This window comes from Streptomyces sp. NPDC034086 (assembly GCF_055575515.1).
The window spans coordinates 120,619-139,236 of the sequence record NZ_JBVISM010000011.1; the positions used below are offsets into that span (position 1 = coordinate 120,619).

The following is an 18,618-nucleotide window of genomic DNA, read 5'->3' on the forward strand; positions in this document are numbered from 1 at the left end:
CCGGCCTATCATGAGGGCCTGCGTCCACGGCCGGAGCGAGTAACTCCGGTTGCTGGACGCGCGTTGGGCCTTACGTAGACTGGGGCGCCCGCAGCGGACATCCCCTCACGCTCCGCGGCACCATCACGCAGGGAGTTACGACCGTGGCAAGTGGCAACGCGATTCGTGGAAGTCGGGTCGGAGCCGGGCCGATGGGCGAGGCCGAGCGCGGTGAATCCGCGCCCCGCCTGCGCATCTCCTTCTGGTGCTCGAACGGGCACGAGACGCAGCCGAGCTTCGCCAGCGACGCGCAGGTGCCGGACACCTGGGACTGCCCGCGCTGCGGGTTCCCGGCCGGCCAGGACCGGGACAACCCGCCCGCGCCGCCGCGCACGGAGCCGTACAAGACGCACCTCGCGTACGTCCGCGAGCGCCGCACGGACGCCGACGGCGAGGCGATCCTCGCCGAGGCCCTCGCCAAGCTCCGCGGCGAGATCTGAGCGGCCCGTCCGCACACGGCCGGCCGCGCTCGAGAGCGGCTCGGGGGCCCGGTCCGCGGGAGGGGCAATCCCGCGGACCGGGCCCCTTCGTGCGCGTTGTCCCCCTTCCGATCCCTTAAGTTGGACGGTGGCGGGGCACAACAGGACGGAAGAAGTGGGTTGATGTCCGAGATGAACGCAGACAGCCGTACGAGGCTCAACCGGACGCCCGAGTGGCACGCCCTCGGCAAGCACCGGGAAGAGCTGGGGCAGACGCATCTGCGGGAACTGTTTGAGTCGGACCCGGACCGGGGCACCGGCTACACGCTGCGCGTCGGGGACCTGCACATCGACTACTCGAAGCACCTCGTCACCGACGAGACGCTCGGGCTGCTGCGCGAACTGGCCTCGGCCACCGGCGTGGCGGAGCTGCGGGACGCGATGTTCCGCGGCGAGAAGATCAACGTGACGGAGGACCGCGCGGTCCTGCACACCGCGCTGCGCGCCCCCCTGGACGCGGTCGTCGAGGTGGACGGCGAGAACGTCGTACCCGGCGTGCACGAGGTCCTCGACAGGATGGCGGCCTTCTCCCGCCAGGTCAGGTCGGGGGAGTGGACCGGATTCACCGGCGAGCGCATCGAGAACGTCGTCAACATCGGCATCGGCGGCTCCGACCTGGGCCCCGCCATGGCGTACGAGGCGCTGCGCGCCTTCACCGACCGCGACCTGACCGTGCGGTTCGTCTCCAACGTGGACGGCGCCGACCTGCACGAGGCCGTGCGCGATCTCGACCCGGCGCGGACGCTGTTCATCATCGCGTCGAAGACCTTCACCACCATCGAGACCATCACCAACGCCACCTCCGCACGGGAGTGGCTGCTCGCGGGCCTGGGCGGCGACCAGGCCGCCGTGGCACGGCACTTCGTGGCGCTGTCCACCAACGCCGAGAAGGTCACCGAGTTCGGCATCGACCCGGCCAACATGTTCGGCTTCTGGGACTGGGTCGGCGGACGCTACTCCTTCGACTCCGCCATCGGCCTCTCCCTGATGATCGCCATCGGCCCGGACGCCTTCCGCGAGATGCTCGGCGGCTTCCACGCCATGGACGAGCACTTCCGCACCGCGCCCCCCCAGCGCAACGCCCCGCTGCTGCTGGGCCTGTTGGGCATCTGGTACGGGGCGTTCTTCGACGCGCAGTCGCACGCCGTGCTCCCGTACAGCCACTACCTCTCCCGTTTCACGGCCTACTTGCAGCAGCTGGACATGGAGTCCAACGGCAAGTCCGTGGACCGGGACGGCAATCCGGTGGACTGGCAGACCGGCCCGGTGGTGTGGGGCACGCCCGGAACCAACGGACAGCACGCCTACTACCAGCTCATCCACCAGGGCACCCGGATGATCCCGGCGGACTTCATCGGCTTCGCCCGCCCGGTGGCGGAACTGCCGCCGGCGCTGGCCGCCCAGCACGACCTGCTGATGGCGAACTTCTTCGCCCAGACGCAGGCCCTGGCCTTCGGCAAGACCCCGGACGAGGTGCGTGCGGAGGGCGTCGCCGAGGAACTCGTCCCGCACAAGACCTTCCGGGGCAACCACCCGACCACGACCATCCTCGCCGCCGAGCTGACGCCGTCGGTGCTGGGACAGCTCATCGCGCTGTACGAGCACAAGGTGTTCGTACAGGGCGCGGTGTGGAACATCGACTCCTTCGACCAGTGGGGCGTCGAACTCGGCAAGGTCCTCGCCAAGCGCGTGGAGCCGGCGCTGACGGAGGGCTCGGACGTGGAGGGCCTCGACCCGTCGACGCGGGCGCTGGTGACCGCGTACCGCGAACTGCGCGGCCGCTGACGCACGGCGAAGGGCCCCGCACCGGCTGCCGGTGCGGGGCCCTTCGCGCGGCTCCCGTCAGGCGGAGGCCGGGGGGTACAGCCCGGCGGGCAGCTTGGCCGCCGCCGCGCGGTCCAGCAGCCACAGGGTGCGGCTGCGGCCGTGGGCGGCCGCAGCCGGGGCCTGGACCGCGCCGGCCCCGCCCAGGGCGATGGCCACCGCCCCCGCCTTGTCCTCGCCGGCCGCCAGCAGCCAGACCTCGCGGGCCGCGCGGATCGCCGGGAGGGTGAGCGAGACGCGGGTCGGCGGCGGCTTGGGGGCGCCGTGGACGCCGACGACGGTGCGCTCGGTCTCACGGGCCGCCGGGTGCTCGGGGAACAGGGACGCCACGTGGGTGTCCGGGCCCACGCCCAGCATCAGCACGTCGAACGTGGGCACCGGGCCGTGGTCCTCGGGCCCGGCGGCCTTGGCCAGTTCCGCGGCGTAGGCGGCCGCGGCGGCGTCGACGTCGTCGCCGTACGGTCCGTCGGAGGCGGGCATCGCGTGCACGCGCGCCGGATCCACGGGGACCGAGTCCAGCAGTGCCTCGCGGGCCTGGACGTGGTTGCGCTCGGGGTCGTCGGCGGGGACGTAACGCTCGTCGCCCCACCAGAGGTCGATGCGCGACCAGTCGACGGCGTCCCGGGCGGGGGCGGCGGCGAGCGCCGCCAGCAGGCCGTTGCCGTTGCGGCCGCCGGTCAGGACCACGGAGGCCGAGCCGCGGGCCGCCTGCGCGTCCACGATCTTCGTGATGAGCCGGGCCGCCGCGGCCTGGGCCATCAGCTCCTTGTCCCGGTGGACGACGACCTGGGGAGTCGTCATACCCATGTGCTGCCGCCTTCTTGGTAGTTCTGGGATGAATGGTGCGCGCGGGTGTGCGGTGCCGCCGCGCGGAGCCGCACACCCGCCCCGCCCCTTCCCGGAAGACCGGGGCCGGGGTCCGGGCGCCGGGTGGAGCGGGCCGGTGGAGCTGTGGGATCCAGCTCCACCGGCCCGTTCCGGTCCGGCCCCGGCCGGCCGTCAGCCCGCCGTTACTTCGCCGCCGCCCGCTTGGCCGGCTTCGGCTTCGCGGAGGGCGCTTCGGCCCCGGCTCCGGCTCCGGCCGCGGCCGCGGCGTCGGCCTTGACGGCGGTGCCGGCGCCGTTCCCGCCGCCCGTGGGCTCCGCCGGAGCCGCGGCGGCCGCCAGGCGGCCGACGCCGAACTTCAGCGACGCCTCGTACGTGTTGTCCGGGTCCAGCCGGCGCAGCTCCTCCGCCAGCAGCTCCGCCGTGTCGCGGCGCTTGAGCGCCACCGCACGGTCGGGCTGCCCCGGCATGCACAGCGTCGCCAGCGCACCGTCCGCGCGGTCCAGGACGATCACGCCGTCCTTGGTCTCCAGGCGTACGGCGGTCAGCCCCGGCCCGTCGGACAGGGCCCGGTGGACCGGGACCCCGAGGCGGTCCGCCAGCCACATGGCCAGCAGCTCGCAGCTCGGGTTCTCGTCCTCGCCCTCGACGGTCGCGGAGACGACCGACACCGCCTGCTGGTCCAGCGCGGCGGCCAGCATGGAGCGCCAGGGGGTGATCCGGGTCCACGACAGGTCCGTGTCACCGGGCTTGTACGCCTCCGCCCGCAGGGCGAGGGCGCCGAGGGGGTCCTCCGAGGAGTACGTGTCCGCGATCCGGCGCTGCCCCAGCGCGCCCAGCGGGTCGCCCGCCAGGTCCGCGGGAGCGCCCTCCGGCCACCAGACGACCACGGGGGCGTCCGGCAGGAGCAGCGGGAGCACGACCGACTGGGCGTGGTTGACCAGTTCCCCGTGCAGGCGCAGTACGACCGTCTCCCCGGTGCCGGAGTCCGCGCCGACGCGGATCTCCGCGTCGAGGCGGGCGTCGCGGCGGCTGCGGGGGGAGCGGCTGACCCGCTTGACCACGACGACGATCCGCGAGGGGTGTTCGTGGGAGGCGTCGTTCGCCGACTTGAGCGCGTCGTACGCGTTCTCCTCGTCGGTCACGATCACCAGCGTGAGGACCATGCCGATGGCCGGCGTGCCGATGTCCCGGCGCGCCTGCACCAACGCGGCGTTGATCTTGCTGGAGGTGGTCTCCGTGAGGTCGATCTTCATGGCCGGCGCCAGCTCCGTCCGTCTCGTGCGAGCATCTCGTCCGCCTCGACCGGCCCCCAGGTGCCCGCCGCGTACTGGGCGGGCTTGCCGTGCTTGTCCCAGTACTCCTCGATCGGGTCGAGGATGTTCCAGGACAGCTCGACTTCCTGGTGGCGCGGGAAGAGGTTCGCGTCACCGAGGAGGACGTCGAGGATGAGCCGTTCGTAGGCCTCGGGGCTGGACTCCGTGAAGGACTCGCCGTAGGCGAAGTCCATCGTGACGTCCCGGACCTCCATGGAGGTGCCCGGCACCTTCGAGCCGAAGCGGACCGTCACGCCCTCGTCCGGCTGGACCCGGATGACCAGGGCGTTCTGGCCCAGCTCCTCGGTCGCGCCCGATTCGAACGGCAGGTACGGGGCCCGCTTGAAGACCACCGCGATCTCGGTCACCCTGCGGCCCAGGCGCTTGCCCGTCCGCAGGTAGAAGGGGACGCCCGCCCAGCGGCGGTTGTTGATCTCCAGGCGGATGGCCGCGTAGGTGTCGGTCTTCGACTTGGGGTCGATGCCGTCCTCTTCGAGGTACCCGACGACCTTCTCGCCGCCCTGCCAGGCCGCCGAGTACTGGCCGCGCACGGTGTGCTTGCCGAGGTCCTCGGGGATCTGGACGGCGCTGAGCACCTTCAGCTTCTCCGCCACCAGGGCCTTCGGGTGGAAGGAGCCGGGCTCCTCCATCGCGGTGAGCGCCAGCAGCTGGAGCAGGTGGTTCTGGATGACGTCGCGGGCCGCGCCGATGCCGTCGTAGTAGCCGGCCCGGCCGCCGATGCCGATGTCCTCGGCCATGGTGATCTGGACGTGGTCGACGTACGACCGGTTCCAGATCGGCTCGAACATCGTGTTGGCGAAGCGGAGCGCCAGGATGTTCTGGACGGTCTCCTTGCCCAGGTAGTGGTCGATCCGGAAGACCTCGTCCCGGGGGAAGACCTCGTGGACGACCTGGTTGAGCTCTTCCGCGCTCTTCAGGTCGTGCCCGAAGGGCTTCTCGATGACGGCACGCCGCCAGGAGCCCTCCTTCTGCGCCAGCCCGTGGTTCTTGAGCTGCTGGACCACCTTGGGGAAGAACTTGGGCGGCACCGAGAGGTAGAAGGCGAAGTTGCCGCCCGTCCCCTGGGCCTTGTCGAGTTCCTCGATCGTCGACTTGAGCGTCTCGAAGGCCGCGTCGTCGTCGAACTCGCCCTGGACGAACCGGCAGCCCTGCACCAGCTGCTGCCAGACCTCCTCACGGAAGGGGGTGCGCGAGTGCTCCTTGACCGCCTCGTACACCTCCTGGGCGAAGTCCTCGTCCTGCCATTCACGGCGGGCGAAACCGATCAGCGAGAAGCCCGGGGGCAGCAGGCCGCGGTTCGCGAGGTCGTAGACGGCGGGCATCAGCTTCTTGCGCGACAGGTCACCCGTAACGCCGAAAATGACCAGGCCGGACGGCCCCGCGATCCGCGGGAGCCGCCGGTCCTGTGCGTCACGAAGCGGGTTCGCTCCGTTTACCGACAAAATACTCAGTCCTCCGCGGGGGCGAGGCGCGTCAGCTCCGCCTCGGTCGACTTCAGCAGGTCGTTCCACGACGCCTCGAACTTCTCGACGCCTTCGTCCTCGAGCAGCTGCACCACATCGTCGTACGAGATGCCGAGCTTCGCGACCGCGTCCAGCTCGGCGCGCGCCTGCTCGTAGGTGCCGCGGATGGTGTCACCGGAGACCTCGCCGTGGTCGGCGGTGGCCTCCAGGGTGGCCTCGGGCATGGTGTTCACGGTGCCGGGCGCGACCAGGTCCACCACGTACAGGGTGTCCTTGTACGCCGGGTCCTTGACGCCGGTGGAGGCCCACAGCGGGCGCTGCTTGTTGGCGTGCGCCTTGTCCAGGGCCGCCCAGCGCTCGCCGCCGAACACCTCCTCGTACGCCTCGTAGGCCAGACGGGCGTTGGCGAGGGCCGCCTTGCCCTTCAGGGCCTTGGCCTCGTCGGTGCCGATGCCGTCGAGGCGCTTGTCGATCTCGGTGTCCACGCGGGACACGAAGAAGGAGGCGACCGAGTGGATCTTGGAGAGGTCCAGGCCGGCGGCCTTCGCCTTCTCCAGACCCGCCAGGTACGCGTCCATGACCGCGCGGTAGCGCTCCAGCGAGAAGATCAGCGTGACGTTGACGCTGATGCCCCTGCCGATGACCTCGGTGATGGCCGGCAGGCCGGCCTCGGTCGCCGGGATCTTGATGAGGGTGTTGGGGCGGTCCACCAGCCAGGCGAGCTGCTTGGCCTCGGCGACGGTCGCCGCGGTGTCGTGCGCCAGGCGCGGGTCGACCTCGATCGACACGCGGCCGTCCTGGCCCTCGGTCGCGTCGAAGACCGGGCGCAGGATGTCGGCGGCGTCACGGACGTCCGCCGTCGTGATCATGCGGATGGCCTCGTCGACCGTGACCTTGCGGACGGCGAGGTCCGCGAGCTGCTGCTCGTAGCCGTCGCCGCTGCTGATCGCCTTCTGGAAGATCGACGGGTTGGTGGTGACACCGACCACGTGCTGCTGGTCGATGAGTTCGGCGAGGTTGCCGGACGTGATGCGCTTGCGGGACAGGTCGTCCAGCCAGATCGCCACGCCCTCGTCGGAGAGGCGCTTGAGTGCGTCTGCTGCCATGGGAATTACATCTCCTACTGGGTCAGTGCCGGTCTTCAGCGCGCGGCGGCGGTGAGGGAGGCCTTGGCGGCTGCGGTCACGGCTTCGGCGGTCAGGCCGAACTCGCGGAACAGGACGGCGCCGTCGGCCGAGGCACCGAAGTGCTCCAGCGAGACGATCCGGCCCGCGTCCCCGACGTAACGGTGCCAGGTCAGGCCGATGCCGGCCTCGACCGCCACTCGGGCCTTGACGGAGGGCGGCAGGACGCTGTCCTTGTACTCCTGGTCCTGCTCCTCGAACCACTCGACGGAGGGCATCGAGACGACGCGCGCCGGGACGCCCTCGGCCTGCAGGGCCTCGCGCGCGGCGACGGCCAGCTGCACCTCGGAGCCGGTGCCGATGAGGACGACCTGGGCGGGACCGCCCTCGGCCTCGAAGAGCACGTAGCCGCCCTTGGCGGCGTCCTCGTTGAGTTCGTAGGTGGGCACGCCCTGGCGGGTGAGCGCCAGACCGTGCGGGGCGCCCTTGCCGTACACCTTGGTGTGGCGCTTGAGGATCTCGCGCCAGGCGACGGCGGTCTCGTTCGCGTCCGCCGGGCGGACCACGTTCAGACCCGGGATGGCGCGCAGCGAGGCGACGTGCTCGACCGGCTGGTGGGTCGGGCCGTCCTCGCCGAGGCCGATGGAGTCGTGCGTCCACACGTACGTCACCGGCAGGTGCATCAGCGCGGAGAGGCGGACGGCGTTGCGCATGTAGTCGGAGAACACCAGGAAGGTGCCGCCGTAGATCCGGGTGTGGCCGTGCAGCGCGATGCCGTTCATCACGGCGGCCATCGCGTGCTCGCGGATGCCGAAGTGGATGGTCCGGCCGTACGGGTCGGCCTCCGGCAGCGGGTTGCCCGCCGGCAGGAACGAGGAGGTCTTGTCGATGGTCGTGTTGTTGGAGCCGGCCAGGTCGGCCGAGCCGCCCCACAGCTCGGGGATGACCGAGCCGAGGGCCTCCAGGACCTTGCCGGAGGCGGCGCGGGTGGCGACGCCCTTGCCGGTCTCGAAGACGGGGAGCTTGTCCTCCCAGCCCTCGGGCAGCTCGTTGGCCTCGATCCGGTCGAAGGCGGCGGCGCGCTCCGGGTTGGCGGTGCGCCAGGCGGAGAAGTCCTTCTCCCAGGCGGCGCGCGCGTCACGGCCGCGGTCCACCAGGCTCCGGGTGTGGCCGAGGACCTCGTCGGACACCTCGAAGGTCCGCTCGGGGTCGAAGCCGAGGACGCGCTTGGTCGCGGCGACCTCGTCGTCGCCGAGGGCCGAGCCGTGGGAGGCCTCGGTGCCCTGGGCGTGCGGGGCGGGCCAGGCGATGATCGAGCGGGCCGCGATGAAGGACGGGCGCCCGGTCTCGGCCTTGGCGGCCTGGAGGGCGGCGAACAGGGCCTTCGGGTCGAGGTCGCCGTTCTCCTGCTGCTCGACGCGCTGGACGTGCCAGCCGTACGCCTCGTAGCGCTTCATGGTGTCCTCGGAGACGGCCGTCTCCGTGTCACCCTCGATGGAGATGTGGTTGTCGTCCCACAGCAGCACCAGGTTGCCGAGCTTCTGGTGGCCGGCCAGCGCGGACGCCTCGTGGGAGATGCCCTCCTGGAGGCAGCCGTCGCCCGCGATCGCGTAGACCATGTGGTCGAACGGGGAGGTGCCCTCGGCGGCCTCCGGGTCGAACAGGCCGCGCTCGTAACGGGCGGCCATGGCCATGCCCACCGCGTTGGCGATGCCCTGGCCCAGCGGGCCGGTGGTGGTCTCGACGGCGGCGGTGTGGCCGTACTCCGGGTGCCCGGGGGTCTTGGAGCCCCAGGTGCGGAACGCCTTGAGGTCGTCCAGCTCCAGGCCGAACCCGCCCAGGTAGAGCTGGGTGTAAAGAGTCAGGGACGAGTGCCCCGCGGAGAGCACGAAACGGTCACGCCCGACCCACTCCGGGTCCGAGGGGTCGTGCCGCATGACCTTCTGGAAAAGCGTGTACGCGGCGGGGGCCAGGCTCATCGCCGTACCGGGGTGTCCGTTCCCGACCTTCTGGACCGCGTCGGCGGCCAGGATGCGGGCGGTGTCGACGGCCCGCTGGTCCAGTTCGGTCCACTCGAGCTCTGGGGTGGTCGGCTTGGTGCTCACCGTTGGTCAGGGCTCCTCTCCACATGTTGTATTGCCGGTGACGAACGGTGACACCGGCGCGATTCCGAGCCTACCCCCGCCAGGGCGTGGGGCTATTCGAGTGCAGGCAGTGCGTCGTCGTCCCGCTGCCCGCCGTTCACCCGGGATCCGCCGCCGAGGACGCGCGGGTCGGTCCGATCGGCCCAACACGAGGCGACCCCCGCGCAGGGCGAGGTAAGAGCTACGTCTACAGTGGCGTGGTACGCGCAAGCCTTTACCGGCCCTTCATCCACTGACAGGGGCCGTGACGGAGCTTGCTGGATTCTCTCTCAGGGGTGTGCGTGACGGCCGTCGAATCCCGTCCAGCGGGGGTGCTCGGGACGAGCCCCGGTCACCGGCCGTTCGGGGCCCGGGCCATGGCTTTCGTGGCTTTGACCAAGCCGCGGATCATCGAACTTCTGCTGATCACCACAGTGCCGGTGATGTTCCTCGCCGAGCAGGGCGTGCCGTCGCTGTGGCTGGTGCTCGCCACCTGCTTCGGCGGCTACCTCTCCGCGGGCGGCGCCAACGCGCTGAACATGTACATCGACCGCGACATCGACGCGCTGATGGACCGCACATCGCAGCGGCCGCTGGTCACCGGCATGGTGAGCCCCGCCGAATGCCTGGTCTTCGGCATCTCGCTCGGGGTCGTCTCGACCCTGTTCTTCGGCCTGCTGATCAACTGGCTGTCGGCCGCCCTCGCCCTCGGCGCGCTCCTCTTCTACGTGGTCGTCTACACGATGCTGCTGAAGCGGCGCACCGCGCAGAACATCGTCTGGGGCGGGATCGCCGGCTGCATGCCGGTGCTCATCGGCTGGTCCGCGGTCAAGAACGAGGTCTCCTGGGCCGCCGTCATCCTCTTCCTCGTCATCTTCTTCTGGACGCCGCCGCACTACTGGCCGCTGTCCATGAAGGTCAAGGAGGACTACGCGCGGGTCGGCGTGCCGATGCTGCCGGTGGTGGCGGGCAACAAGGCCGTGGCGCGCCAGATCGTCCTCTACAGCTGGGTGATGGTGGCGGTCTCGCTGCTGCTCACGCCGCTGGGGTACACGGGCTGGTTCTACACCTCGGTGGCGCTGCTGGCCGGCGGCTGGTGGCTGTGGGAGGCGCACGCGCTGAGCGCCCGGGCCAAGGCCGGGGTGACGGGCGCGAAGCTCAAGGAGATGCGGCTGTTCCACTGGTCGATCACCTATGTGTCGCTCCTCTTCGTCGCCGTCGCCGTGGATCCCTTCCTCCGTTGATTACTCGCCGGTAGCATGCCGTCCATGGCAGAGACCGCAGAGACCGCAGACACCTCCGGGGCCACGGCGCCCGCGGACAAGAAGCAGAGCCGTACGGCCGCGAAGCTGGCCCGGCAGATCGGCGCGTTCGCCAAGCGGCACGGCGGCGCCGAGGGCCAGCTCGCGCACATCGGCCAGGCCGGCACCCGGATCGTGCTCGTCGGCACCGACGGCGGCTGGGGCGACCTGGTGGCCCCCAGCTACGCCGTGGCCCAGCTCGCCGCCGAACAGGCCGGACTGACCCTCCACGAGGAGTTCGACGGGGAGTTCGCGGCCCGCGTCAGGACCGGCCCGTACGAGTGGACGCGGATGGCCGGCATCCAGCTCGGCGGCCCCGCCAACCCGGCCGCCTGAGGACCTCGAACGCGGGTCGGTCAACAGAGCGGGCAATACTTCACACCCCGCTCACCCGTTAGGACGTGTGGAAGCCGCTTCCTCACGTCCGCAACGGGATGACCGGATGATCGAAACGCCGCCCCTGGTGGACCAGCACTGCCAGGGAGTGCTCCGTACGGAGCTGGGGATCGCCACCTTCGAGGCCCAGCTGATCCACCCGGCCGGCCCGCCCGCACCGGGGACCACCTTCTTCGACACCCAGACCGGCTTCGCCGTGCGCCGCTGGTGCCCGCCCCTGCTCGGCCTGGAGCCGCACTGCGCACCCGCCAGGTACCTGGCCCGGCGCCGCGAGCTCGGGGCCGCGGAGAGCACCCGACGGCTGCTGAGGGGCTCGGGGACGGGCGCGTACCTCGTCGACACGGGAGCCCCCGGGGACCTCACCGGGACCAAGGAGCTGGCCCTGGCCGGGAACGCCGAGGCCTTCGAGGTGGTCCGGCTGGAGCTGCTCGCCGAGCAGGCCGCCGACACCTCCGGGACCGTCGTCGCCTTCCTCGCCAACCTCGCCGGAGCCGTCCACCACGCCGCGGCCTCGGCCGTCGCCTTCGCGTGCGGGGCCCGCACCGGCTGCGCGGCCGCCCTGGCCGGAGCCCCGGAACCGCCGGTGCCGGGCGAGGTACGGGCGGCCGCCGGGCGGTGGCTGGCCGTACGGGCCAGGGGAGGGGAGCTGCGGGACCCCGTACTCCTGCGGCACCTGATGTGGAGCGCGGCGGGCTCCGGGCTGCCGCTGCAGCTGCACACCGGCGGGGCCGACCCGGAGCCGCTGACCGGGTTCGTACGGGCCACCGCCGGCACGGGCGCGCAGCTGGTGCTCAGCGGCGGGTACCCGTACCACCGGCACGCCGCCCGGCTGGCGGCGCAGCACCCGCACCTCCACGCCGACGTCGGCCCGGGCCTCGCCCGCACGGGGGCGCGGGCCGCCGCCGTACTGGCGGAACTGCTGGAGCTCGCGCCCTTCGGCAAACTGCTGTTCTCCAGCGGCGGGCGGAACCTGCCCGAGCTGCACGCGGTCGGCGCACTGGTGTTCCGCGAGGCGCTCGACCGGGTCCTGGGCGGCTGGGTCGCCGAGGGGGCCTGGTCCTGGCAGGACGCCCAGCGCGTCGCCGGGATGCTGGCGGCCGGCAACGCGCGGCGCCTCTACCGGCTCGACGAGCGCGGCTGACGGCCGGGTGCGCGGCGGACGTGCCGGCCCGCGGGGGCCTCGGGGCCGGGGCCGGCGCCGCGGGGTCAGACCGCCGAGAGCTGCTCCTCGTCCCGTGCCGGGGCCTCCACCCGGTCGCCGGAGCGCTCGCGCAGGGCGAGGGCGAGGCGCAGCACCGCGATCCACACCAGGCAGGAGCCCAGCATGTGCGCGGCGACCAGTACCTCGGGCAGCTGGGTGAAGAACTGGACGTAGCCGATCGCACCCTGGGCGAGCAGGACGACCAGCAGGTCGCGGGCGCGCGCCCGGGTGTCGCCGGGGGCGTCCACCACGCGCAGCACCAGCCACATCGCTACGGCGAGCGCGCAGACCAGCCAGGCGGCGATCGCGTGCACGTGGGCGGTGGCCGCCCAGTCGAACGGCATCCGCTTGATCTCGCTCTTGTCGCCGGCGTGCGGACCGGAGCCGGTCACGACCGTGCCCGCCGCGATCAGTACGAGGGTGGCGGCGACCAGCGCCCACGCCAGCTTGCGCACCGGCCCGGGCACGCGCGGCCGCGGGGCGCCGTCGCCCTCGCGGGTGCGCTGCCAGGAGACGGTGGTGACCGCGATCAGGCCGGTGGCGAGCAGGAAGTGCCCGGCGACGCTGTACGGGTTGAGGCCGGTCCGGACGGTGATGCCGCCGAGGACCGCGTTGCTCATCACGAGGGCGAACTGGGTCCACCCGAGCTTCGTCAGCGAGTGCCGCCACGGCTTCGCCGCGCGCGCCGCGAGGATGAACCAGCCGACGGCCGCGCTCAGCACGTACGTCAGCATCCGGTTGCCGAACTCGATGACCCCGTGGAAGCCCTGGGCCTGCGTGACGACGAGGCTGTCGTCGGTGCACTTGGGCCAGGTGTCGCAGCCGAGACCGGATCCGGTCAGCCGCACCGCGCCGCCGGTGACGATGATGGCCACGCTCATCAGGAGCGCGGCGGCCGCGGCCCGCCGGACGGTCCGGGGTGACGGCGTCCAGCGGTCGGCGATGTATGCGAATGGGTTCAACACGGCGCCTATCGTATGCGGCGCCTTGTGCAAAGTTTCACGAGGGGGTCCCGGCGGCGGCGTCGGGCCCGACCGTCCGGCGGAACCGGGCCCCGGCCGGATCCCCCTCCTCGTGCCACCACACCAGCACCCGCCACAGTCCGCCCCCGCCGGGCCGCGCCGGCGACCGGGCGAACCCCCGCACCAGCCCGTCCCCGACCTCCTCGGCGGTCAGCCCCCTCACCTGCGCCGACCCCCGCCACGGGTCCGGCTGTACGGTCCACAGCCCGTCGGCGCCCCGCACCTCGACCCGCCACACCGCGCGCCACGGGGTCACCTCCAGCATCGTGGCGACCTGCTCGGCGTCCAGACCCAGCCGGGCCGCGATCACCGCCTCGGGCACGCCCCGGATCCGGGCGGCCACCACCGCCTGCGGCAGCAGCCGCTCGGGCAGCAGCCCGTCGGCCCGGAGCCCCGCCAGCGCGTCCAGGTCCAGGAAGCGCAGCCGCAGTTCCAGCTGCCGGCCGATGTGGTCCAGGGCCTCCTCCGCCTCCCGCGCCGCCTCGGGCCCCGGGTCCGCGAGGAGCAGCCGGCGGAACCCCGACTCGGCGTCCACCGCCCACGCGACCGCCTGCGACGCGGAGCCCAGCTCCGCGAGCCGGTCCGCGAGGAACACCTTGGCCTGCGCGAGCCCCCGCCGGTTGACCGGGTCCTCCTGGTCCAGGCCGGCCCAGACCTCGACGGCGGCCCGCGTCACGTCACGGGCCCGTTCGCCGGCGGCCCGTTCCATCGCGTCCGGGCCGCTCCCGGCGCCGCCGCCCAGGGGGTGCCGTGGCAGCCGGGCGCCGTCGCTCAGCGGCCAGGCCAGCCAGACCCCCTGGTTGATCAGCCCCCGCGCGTACCACCGGGCGTACTCCGGCGCGTGCGGCGCGGCCCGCCGCGCGTGGCCGAGCCCCTCTTCGATCGCGGCCAGCGCCCCGGCCCGGTCCCCGCCCCCGAACCGGCGTGCGGCGAGGTCGCCCAGGCGCAGCCCGAGCCGGGCGGCGCACTCGGGATCGGTCAGGGCGGGCCCGCGCAGCGCGCCGATCAGCTCCCGCAGCAGCCGCTCGCTCTCGGCGGGCCCGGCCGCCGCCGCCCCCGACCGGATCCGCGCCCATTCCCCGTCCAGCCGCAGAGCGGCCTCCCGCTGCGCCATGCCACGCCCCCCGGCGTTCCGATGTGTGGAGGCTGGTCATCCTCCCGCCGGGGCAACGATCAGGAGCGGTGATTCACTCCCAGCGGAACAGCCTCGCCGCGGCGCCCAGGCCCAGTACGGCCCAGCCGCCCAGTACGGCCGCGTCGCCCCACGGGAGCGCGGCCCCGTGCTGGAGGACCTCCCGCAGCCCGTGCGAGAGCGCCGAGATCGGCAGCAGGCCGAGCACGTCCCGCACGGCGCCGGGGAACTTCTCCAGCGGCACGATCACCCCGCCGCCGACCAGCAGCAGCAGGAACACCAGGTTGGCCGCGGCCAGGGTCGCCTCGGCCCTGAGGGTGCCCGCCATCAGCAGCCCCAGCCCGGAGAAGGCCGCCGTACCGAGCAGGATCAGCGCCGCGACCGACAGCGGGTTCCCCTGCGGGGACCAGCCGAGCGCGAGGGCGATCACCGTCAGCAGGGCCACCTGGAGCACCTCGGTGACCAGCACGGACAGCGTCTTGGCGGCCATCAGCGCCCAGCGCGGCAGCGGGGAGGCCCCGAGCCGCTTGAGCACGCCGTAGCGGCGGTCGAAGCCGGTGGCGATGGCCTGGCCGGTGAAGGCGGTGGACATGACCGCGAGCGCGAGGACGCCCGGTGCCAGGAAGTCGACGGCCTCCCCCTCCCCGGTGTCGACGATGTCGACGGCGGAGAAGAGGGTCAGCAGCAGCGCCGGAATGATCACGGTCAGCAGCAGCTGCTCCCCGTTGCGCAGCAGCATCCGGGTCTCCAGCGCGGTCTGCGCCCAGATCATCCGGGACACGGGCGCGGACCCCGGCCGGGGGGTGAACGTACCGGCGCTCATGCGCGCAGCTCCTTGCCCGTGAGCTCGAGAAAGACGTCTTCGAGGGTGTGCCGCTCCACGGAGAGGCTGTCGGGCATCACCCCGTGCTGGGCGCACCAGGAGGCGACGGTGGCCAGCAGCTGCGGATCCACGTCACCGGTGACCCGGTAGGCGCCGGGGGTGAGCTCGGCGGCCTGCGTGCCGTCGGGCAGGGCCTTGAGCAGGGAGGCGAGGTCGAGGGAGGGACGGCCGGTGAAGCGCAGGGTGTTCTCGGCGCCGCCCCGGCACAGCACCTCGGGGCTGCCGTGGGCGATGACCCGGCCGGCGTCGACGATGGCGACCTCGTCGCAGAGCTGTTCGGCCTCGTCCATGTGGTGGGTGGTGAGGACGACGGTGACCCCGTCGGCGCGCAGTTCGCGTACGAGGTCCCAGGTCGCGCGGCGGGCCTGGGGGTCGAGGCCGGCGGTGGGCTCGTCCAGGAACACCAGCTCGGGGCGGCCGACGACGGCCATGGCCAGGGCGAGCCGCTGCTGCTGGCCGCCGGAGAGCCGGCGGTAGGCGGTGCGGCCGCAGCCGCCGAGGCCGAGGCGTTCCACGAGGGCGTCGACGTCGAGGGGGTCGGCGTACAGCCTGGCCATGTGGCGCAGCATCTCGACGGCGCGGGCGCCGGAGTAGACCCCGCCGGACTGGAGCATCACGCCGACGCGCGGGCGCAGCCGCCCGGCGTCGGCGACCGGGTCGAGACCGAGGACGCGGACGGTTCCGGCGTCGGGGCGGTGGTAGCCCTCGCAGGTCTCCACGGTGGTGGTCTTGCCCGCGCCGTTGGGGCCGAGGACCGCGGTGACGGAGCCGCGCCGGACGGTGAGGTCCAGGCCGTCCACCGCCGTTTTGGGGCCGTACCGCTTCACCAGTCCGCGGATCTCCACGGCGGGGTCGTTGCTCATGGTGACTGAGTCTACGGAGCCCCGGAAGGGGGTCTCCGCCCCGGGGTGGGAGGGCGTCGGACACGGATCGCCGGTCGCGCAAGAGGTTCTTTTCCGCCGTGCGGCCTCCGTGGTCCGGCGGCTTTCGGTGACGTCCCCGGAACCTGACGTTCAGCCCCGGAACGCCCGCCCCGGGCGGAGGTCCGCTGGTGGGAGGCGCTGCGAGGCCCGTCGTAGGGGTTCGGAATGGAAGCGGAATTCCATATACCGATTAACTCTCCGTAGATAAATAAGGTAACCCTTAGTGATGGACGCCACCGGGCGTGGCTCCGGTCACGGCTTGTCGGGGCTCGCTTAATTACGCAACAATGGCGTTGTGAAATACGGCGAACGGATGAGCGAGGCCCCCCAGGGGGAACTCGCGACCGGGGAGCGGTCCACCCGCAACCGGGTCGCGCGGTCCATCCTGGACCACGGCCCCTCCACCGTCGCCGACCTCGCTCAGCGTCTCGGCCTCACCCAGGCCGCCGTCCGCCGCCACCTCGACACGCTCGTCGCCGACGACGTGGTCGCACCCCGGGAGCAGCGCGTGTACGGCACGCGGACCCGGGGCCGGCCCGCCAAGGTGTTCGCGCTGACCGACTGCGGCCGCGACGCCTTCGACCAGTCCTACGACACCCTCGCCGCGGACGCCCTGCGCTGGATCGCGCAGTCCGTCGGCGGGGGCGAGAAGGGCGAGGCGGCCGTCGCCGCCTTCGCGAGGGCGCGGATGGAGACGCAGGCACAGGCCTACCGGGAAGCCGTGGAGGCGGCCGCCCCCGCGGCCCGCACCGAGGCCCTGGCCAAGGCGTTGACCGCGGACGGGTACGCTGCTACGGCGAAGAGCGCTCCCGGTCCGCACAGCGGTGAACAGCTCTGTCAGCACCACTGCCCGGTCGCACACGTCGCCGAGCAGTTCCCGCAGCTCTGCGAGGCGGAGACCGAGGTCTTCTCCCGCCTGCTCGGGACGCACGTGCAGCGCCTCGCCACGATCGCCCACGGCGACGGGGTGTGCACCACGTTCATTCCGCGAAGCGCCACACAGACCGACACATCAGCATCTGCAAGTACGGCCGGGAGGAACCCCGCATGACCACGGAGACTGCTCACCCTGAGCTCGATGGCCTGGGCACCTACGAATACGGCTGGGCCGACTCCGACGCGGCCGGTGCCGCTGCCAAGCGGGGTCTGTCCGAGGACGTCGTCCGCGACATCTCGGCGAAGAAGTCCGAGCCGGAGTGGATGTTGAACCTCCGGCTCAAGGGCCTCAAGCTCTTCGGCAAGAAGCCCATGCCCATGTGGGGTTCCGACCTCTCCGGCATCGACTTCGACAACATCAAGTACTTCGTGCGCTCCACCGAGAAGCAGGCCGCTTCCTGGGAGGACCTGCCCGAGGACATCAAGAACACGTACGACAAGCTCGGCATCCCGGAGGCGGAGAAGCAGCGCCTCGTCGCCGGTGTCGCGGCCCAGTACGAGTCCGAGGTCGTCTACCACCAGATCCGTGAGGACCTGGAGGAGCAGGGCGTCATCTTCCTCGACACGGACACCGCGCTCAAGGAGCACCCGGAGCTCTTCCAGGAGTACTTCGGCACGGTCATCCCGGTCGGCGACAACAAGTTCGCGTCGCTGAACACCGCCGTGTGGTCGGGCGGCTCCTTCATCTACGTCCCCAAGGGTGTCCACGTGGACATCCCGCTCCAGGCCTACTTCCGCATCAACACGGAGAACATGGGCCAGTTCGAGCGGACGCTGATCATCGTCGACGAGGACGCCTACGTCCACTACGTCGAGGGCTGCACCGCCCCGATCTACTCCTCGGACTCGCTGCACAGCGCCGTGGTCGAGATCATCGTGAAGAAGGGCGGCCGCTGCCGCTACACGACCATCCAGAACTGGTCGAACAACGTCTACAACCTGGTCACCAAGCGCGCCGTGGCGTACGAGGGCGCGACCATGGAGTGGATCGACGGCAACATCGGTTCCAAGGTCACCATGAAGTACCCGGCCGTCTACCTGATGGGCGAGCACGCCAAGGGCGAGACCCTCTCCATCGCCTTCGCGGGCGAGGGCCAGCACCAGGACGCCGGTTCCAAGATGGTCCACATGGCGCCGAACACCTCCTCCAACATCGTCTCCAAGTCGGTGGCGCGGGGCGGCGGCCGCACCTCCTACCGCGGCCTGGTCGAGATCGGCGAGGGCGCCGCGGGCTCCAAGTCCAACGTGCTGTGCGACGCGCTCCTCGTCGACACCATCTCCCGCTCGGACACCTACCCCTACGTCGACGTCCGCGAGGACGACGTGACGATGGGCCACGAGGCCACCGTCTCCAAGGTCTCCGACGACCAGCTCTTCTACCTGATGCAGCGCGGCCTCACCGAGTTCGAGGCCATGGCCATGATCGTGCGCGGCTTCGTAGAGCCGATCGCGAAGGAGCTGCCGATGGAGTACGCGCTGGAGCTGAACCGGCTCATCGAGCTTCAGATGGAGGGCTCGGTCGGCTAGTCCGACGGCGGCCGGCCCCCGCCGGCCGCCCCCGCCCCGCGGCACATTCGTTAGACGTACGTAGGAAGAGAGCAAGACGACAG

At 71.9% G+C, this 18,618-nt stretch carries 16 protein-coding genes; 7 read left to right on the forward strand and 9 right to left on the reverse strand.

The features are described 5' to 3' along the window. Positions 1 to 143 precede the first annotated feature (143 nt). Positions 144 to 479, forward strand: coding sequence for an RNA polymerase-binding protein RbpA (locus ACZ514_RS23540; protein WP_007263454.1), 336 nt, complete (start codon positions 144 to 146; stop codon positions 477 to 479). A 171-nt stretch (positions 480 to 650) separates the two neighbouring features. Further along, entirely contained in the window at positions 651 to 2,303 is a 1,653-nt protein-coding gene (gene pgi / locus ACZ514_RS23545) for a glucose-6-phosphate isomerase (RefSeq protein ID WP_469125621.1), read from the forward strand. A gap of 57 nt (positions 2,304 to 2,360) precedes the next feature. Here the strand turns inward: pgi and pgl are convergent, their stop codons facing one another. From pgl to tkt, 5 genes are all read right to left on the reverse strand, one after another. Next, positions 2,361 to 3,143: a 6-phosphogluconolactonase gene (gene pgl / locus ACZ514_RS23550; RefSeq protein ID WP_469125622.1), complete on the reverse strand. Its 783-nt coding sequence runs from the start codon at positions 3,141 to 3,143 to the stop codon at positions 2,361 to 2,363. Positions 3,144 to 3,352: 209 nt separating this feature from the next. Beyond that, positions 3,353 to 4,423: a glucose-6-phosphate dehydrogenase assembly protein OpcA gene (gene opcA / locus ACZ514_RS23555; protein WP_469125576.1), complete on the reverse strand. Its 1,071-nt coding sequence runs from the start codon at positions 4,421 to 4,423 to the stop codon at positions 3,353 to 3,355. Next, the gene (gene zwf, locus ACZ514_RS23560) at positions 4,420 to 5,949 is read right to left on the reverse strand and encodes a glucose-6-phosphate dehydrogenase (protein WP_388945578.1); all 1,530 of its coding nucleotides are present in this window, start codon (positions 5,947 to 5,949) and stop codon (positions 4,420 to 4,422) included. Before zwf ends, opcA begins: the two co-directional genes overlap by 4 nt. 2 nt (positions 5,950 to 5,951) lie before the next feature. Further along, positions 5,952 to 7,073 (reverse strand): transaldolase, encoded by a 1,122-nt coding sequence (gene tal / locus ACZ514_RS23565; RefSeq protein ID WP_468167167.1) that lies wholly within the window; start codon positions 7,071 to 7,073, stop codon positions 5,952 to 5,954. Positions 7,074 to 7,108: 35 nt separating this feature from the next. After that, positions 7,109 to 9,196, reverse strand: coding sequence for a transketolase (gene tkt, locus ACZ514_RS23570; RefSeq protein ID WP_469125577.1), 2,088 nt, complete (start codon positions 9,194 to 9,196; stop codon positions 7,109 to 7,111). A 314-nt stretch (positions 9,197 to 9,510) separates the two neighbouring features. On the opposite strand from tkt, the gene ACZ514_RS23575 reads away from it, so the two are divergent. The 3 genes from ACZ514_RS23575 to ACZ514_RS23585 all read left to right on the forward strand — a co-directional run bounded on the left by ACZ514_RS23575 (position 9,511) and on the right by ACZ514_RS23585 (position 12,052). Further along, positions 9,511 to 10,458, forward strand: a complete 948-nt coding sequence (locus ACZ514_RS23575; RefSeq protein ID WP_468167388.1) for a heme o synthase — start codon at positions 9,511 to 9,513, stop codon at positions 10,456 to 10,458. 24 nt (positions 10,459 to 10,482) lie between these two features. Beyond that, complete coding sequence (locus tag ACZ514_RS23580) at positions 10,483 to 10,851, forward strand: hypothetical protein (protein ID WP_468167171.1); 369 nt, start codon at positions 10,483 to 10,485, stop codon at positions 10,849 to 10,851. Positions 10,852 to 10,957: 106 nt separating this feature from the next. Next, positions 10,958 to 12,052: an amidohydrolase family protein gene (locus ACZ514_RS23585; RefSeq protein ID WP_468167173.1), complete on the forward strand. Its 1,095-nt coding sequence runs from the start codon at positions 10,958 to 10,960 to the stop codon at positions 12,050 to 12,052. Positions 12,053 to 12,117: 65 nt separating this feature from the next. On the opposite strand, the gene ACZ514_RS23590 is transcribed toward ACZ514_RS23585, so the two are convergent. The 4 genes from ACZ514_RS23590 to ACZ514_RS23605 all read right to left on the reverse strand — a co-directional run bounded on the left by ACZ514_RS23590 (position 12,118) and on the right by ACZ514_RS23605 (position 16,012). After that, positions 12,118 to 13,107, reverse strand: coding sequence for a COX15/CtaA family protein (locus tag ACZ514_RS23590; protein WP_468167175.1), 990 nt, complete (start codon positions 13,105 to 13,107; stop codon positions 12,118 to 12,120). Between the two features lie 4 nt (positions 13,108 to 13,111). Beyond that, the gene (locus ACZ514_RS23595; protein ID WP_469125578.1) at positions 13,112 to 14,248 is read right to left on the reverse strand and encodes a hypothetical protein; all 1,137 of its coding nucleotides are present in this window, start codon (positions 14,246 to 14,248) and stop codon (positions 13,112 to 13,114) included. Positions 14,249 to 14,321: 73 nt separating this feature from the next. Then, a complete protein-coding gene (locus ACZ514_RS23600) occupies positions 14,322 to 15,089 on the reverse strand; it encodes an ABC transporter permease (RefSeq protein ID WP_468697608.1) in 768 nt (255 codons plus the stop codon). Next, a complete protein-coding gene (locus ACZ514_RS23605) occupies positions 15,086 to 16,012 on the reverse strand; it encodes an ABC transporter ATP-binding protein (protein ID WP_468167181.1) in 927 nt (308 codons plus the stop codon). Before ACZ514_RS23605 ends, ACZ514_RS23600 begins: the two co-directional genes overlap by 4 nt. Positions 16,013 to 16,385: 373 nt before the next feature. On the opposite strand from ACZ514_RS23605, the gene ACZ514_RS23610 reads away from it, so the two are divergent. Further along, entirely contained in the window at positions 16,386 to 17,123 is a 738-nt protein-coding gene (locus tag ACZ514_RS23610; protein ID WP_468167183.1) for a helix-turn-helix transcriptional regulator, read from the forward strand. Continuing rightward, entirely contained in the window at positions 17,120 to 18,535 is a 1,416-nt protein-coding gene (sufB, locus tag ACZ514_RS23615) for a Fe-S cluster assembly protein SufB (protein WP_030846245.1), read from the forward strand. Before ACZ514_RS23610 ends, sufB begins: the two co-directional genes overlap by 4 nt. Positions 18,536 to 18,618: the final 83 nt, after the last annotated feature.

Bases quoted from the DNA above. Each gene is read 5' to 3' on its own strand.
- ACZ514_RS23585 (WP_468167173.1), top strand. From the start codon at position 10,958: ATGATCGAAACGCCGCCCCTGGTGGACCAGCACTGCCAGGGAGTGCTC.
- pgl (WP_469125622.1), bottom strand. From the start codon at position 3,143: ATGACGACTCCCCAGGTCGTCGTCCACCGGGACAAGGAGCTGATGGCC.
- ACZ514_RS23605 (WP_468167181.1), bottom strand. From the start codon at position 16,012: ATGAGCAACGACCCCGCCGTGGAGATCCGCGGACTGGTGAAGCGGTAC.
- ACZ514_RS23595 (WP_469125578.1), bottom strand. From the start codon at position 14,248: ATGGCGCAGCGGGAGGCCGCTCTGCGGCTGGACGGGGAATGGGCGCGG.
- ACZ514_RS23600 (WP_468697608.1), bottom strand. From the start codon at position 15,089: ATGAGCGCCGGTACGTTCACCCCCCGGCCGGGGTCCGCGCCCGTGTCC.
- ACZ514_RS23580 (WP_468167171.1), top strand. From the start codon at position 10,483: ATGGCAGAGACCGCAGAGACCGCAGACACCTCCGGGGCCACGGCGCCC.
- pgi (WP_469125621.1), top strand. From the start codon at position 651: ATGAACGCAGACAGCCGTACGAGGCTCAACCGGACGCCCGAGTGGCAC.
- ACZ514_RS23610 (WP_468167183.1), top strand. From the start codon at position 16,386: ATGAGCGAGGCCCCCCAGGGGGAACTCGCGACCGGGGAGCGGTCCACC.
- opcA (WP_469125576.1), bottom strand. From the start codon at position 4,423: ATGAAGATCGACCTCACGGAGACCACCTCCAGCAAGATCAACGCCGCG.
- sufB (WP_030846245.1), top strand. From the start codon at position 17,120: ATGACCACGGAGACTGCTCACCCTGAGCTCGATGGCCTGGGCACCTAC.
- tal (WP_468167167.1), bottom strand. From the start codon at position 7,073: ATGGCAGCAGACGCACTCAAGCGCCTCTCCGACGAGGGCGTGGCGATC.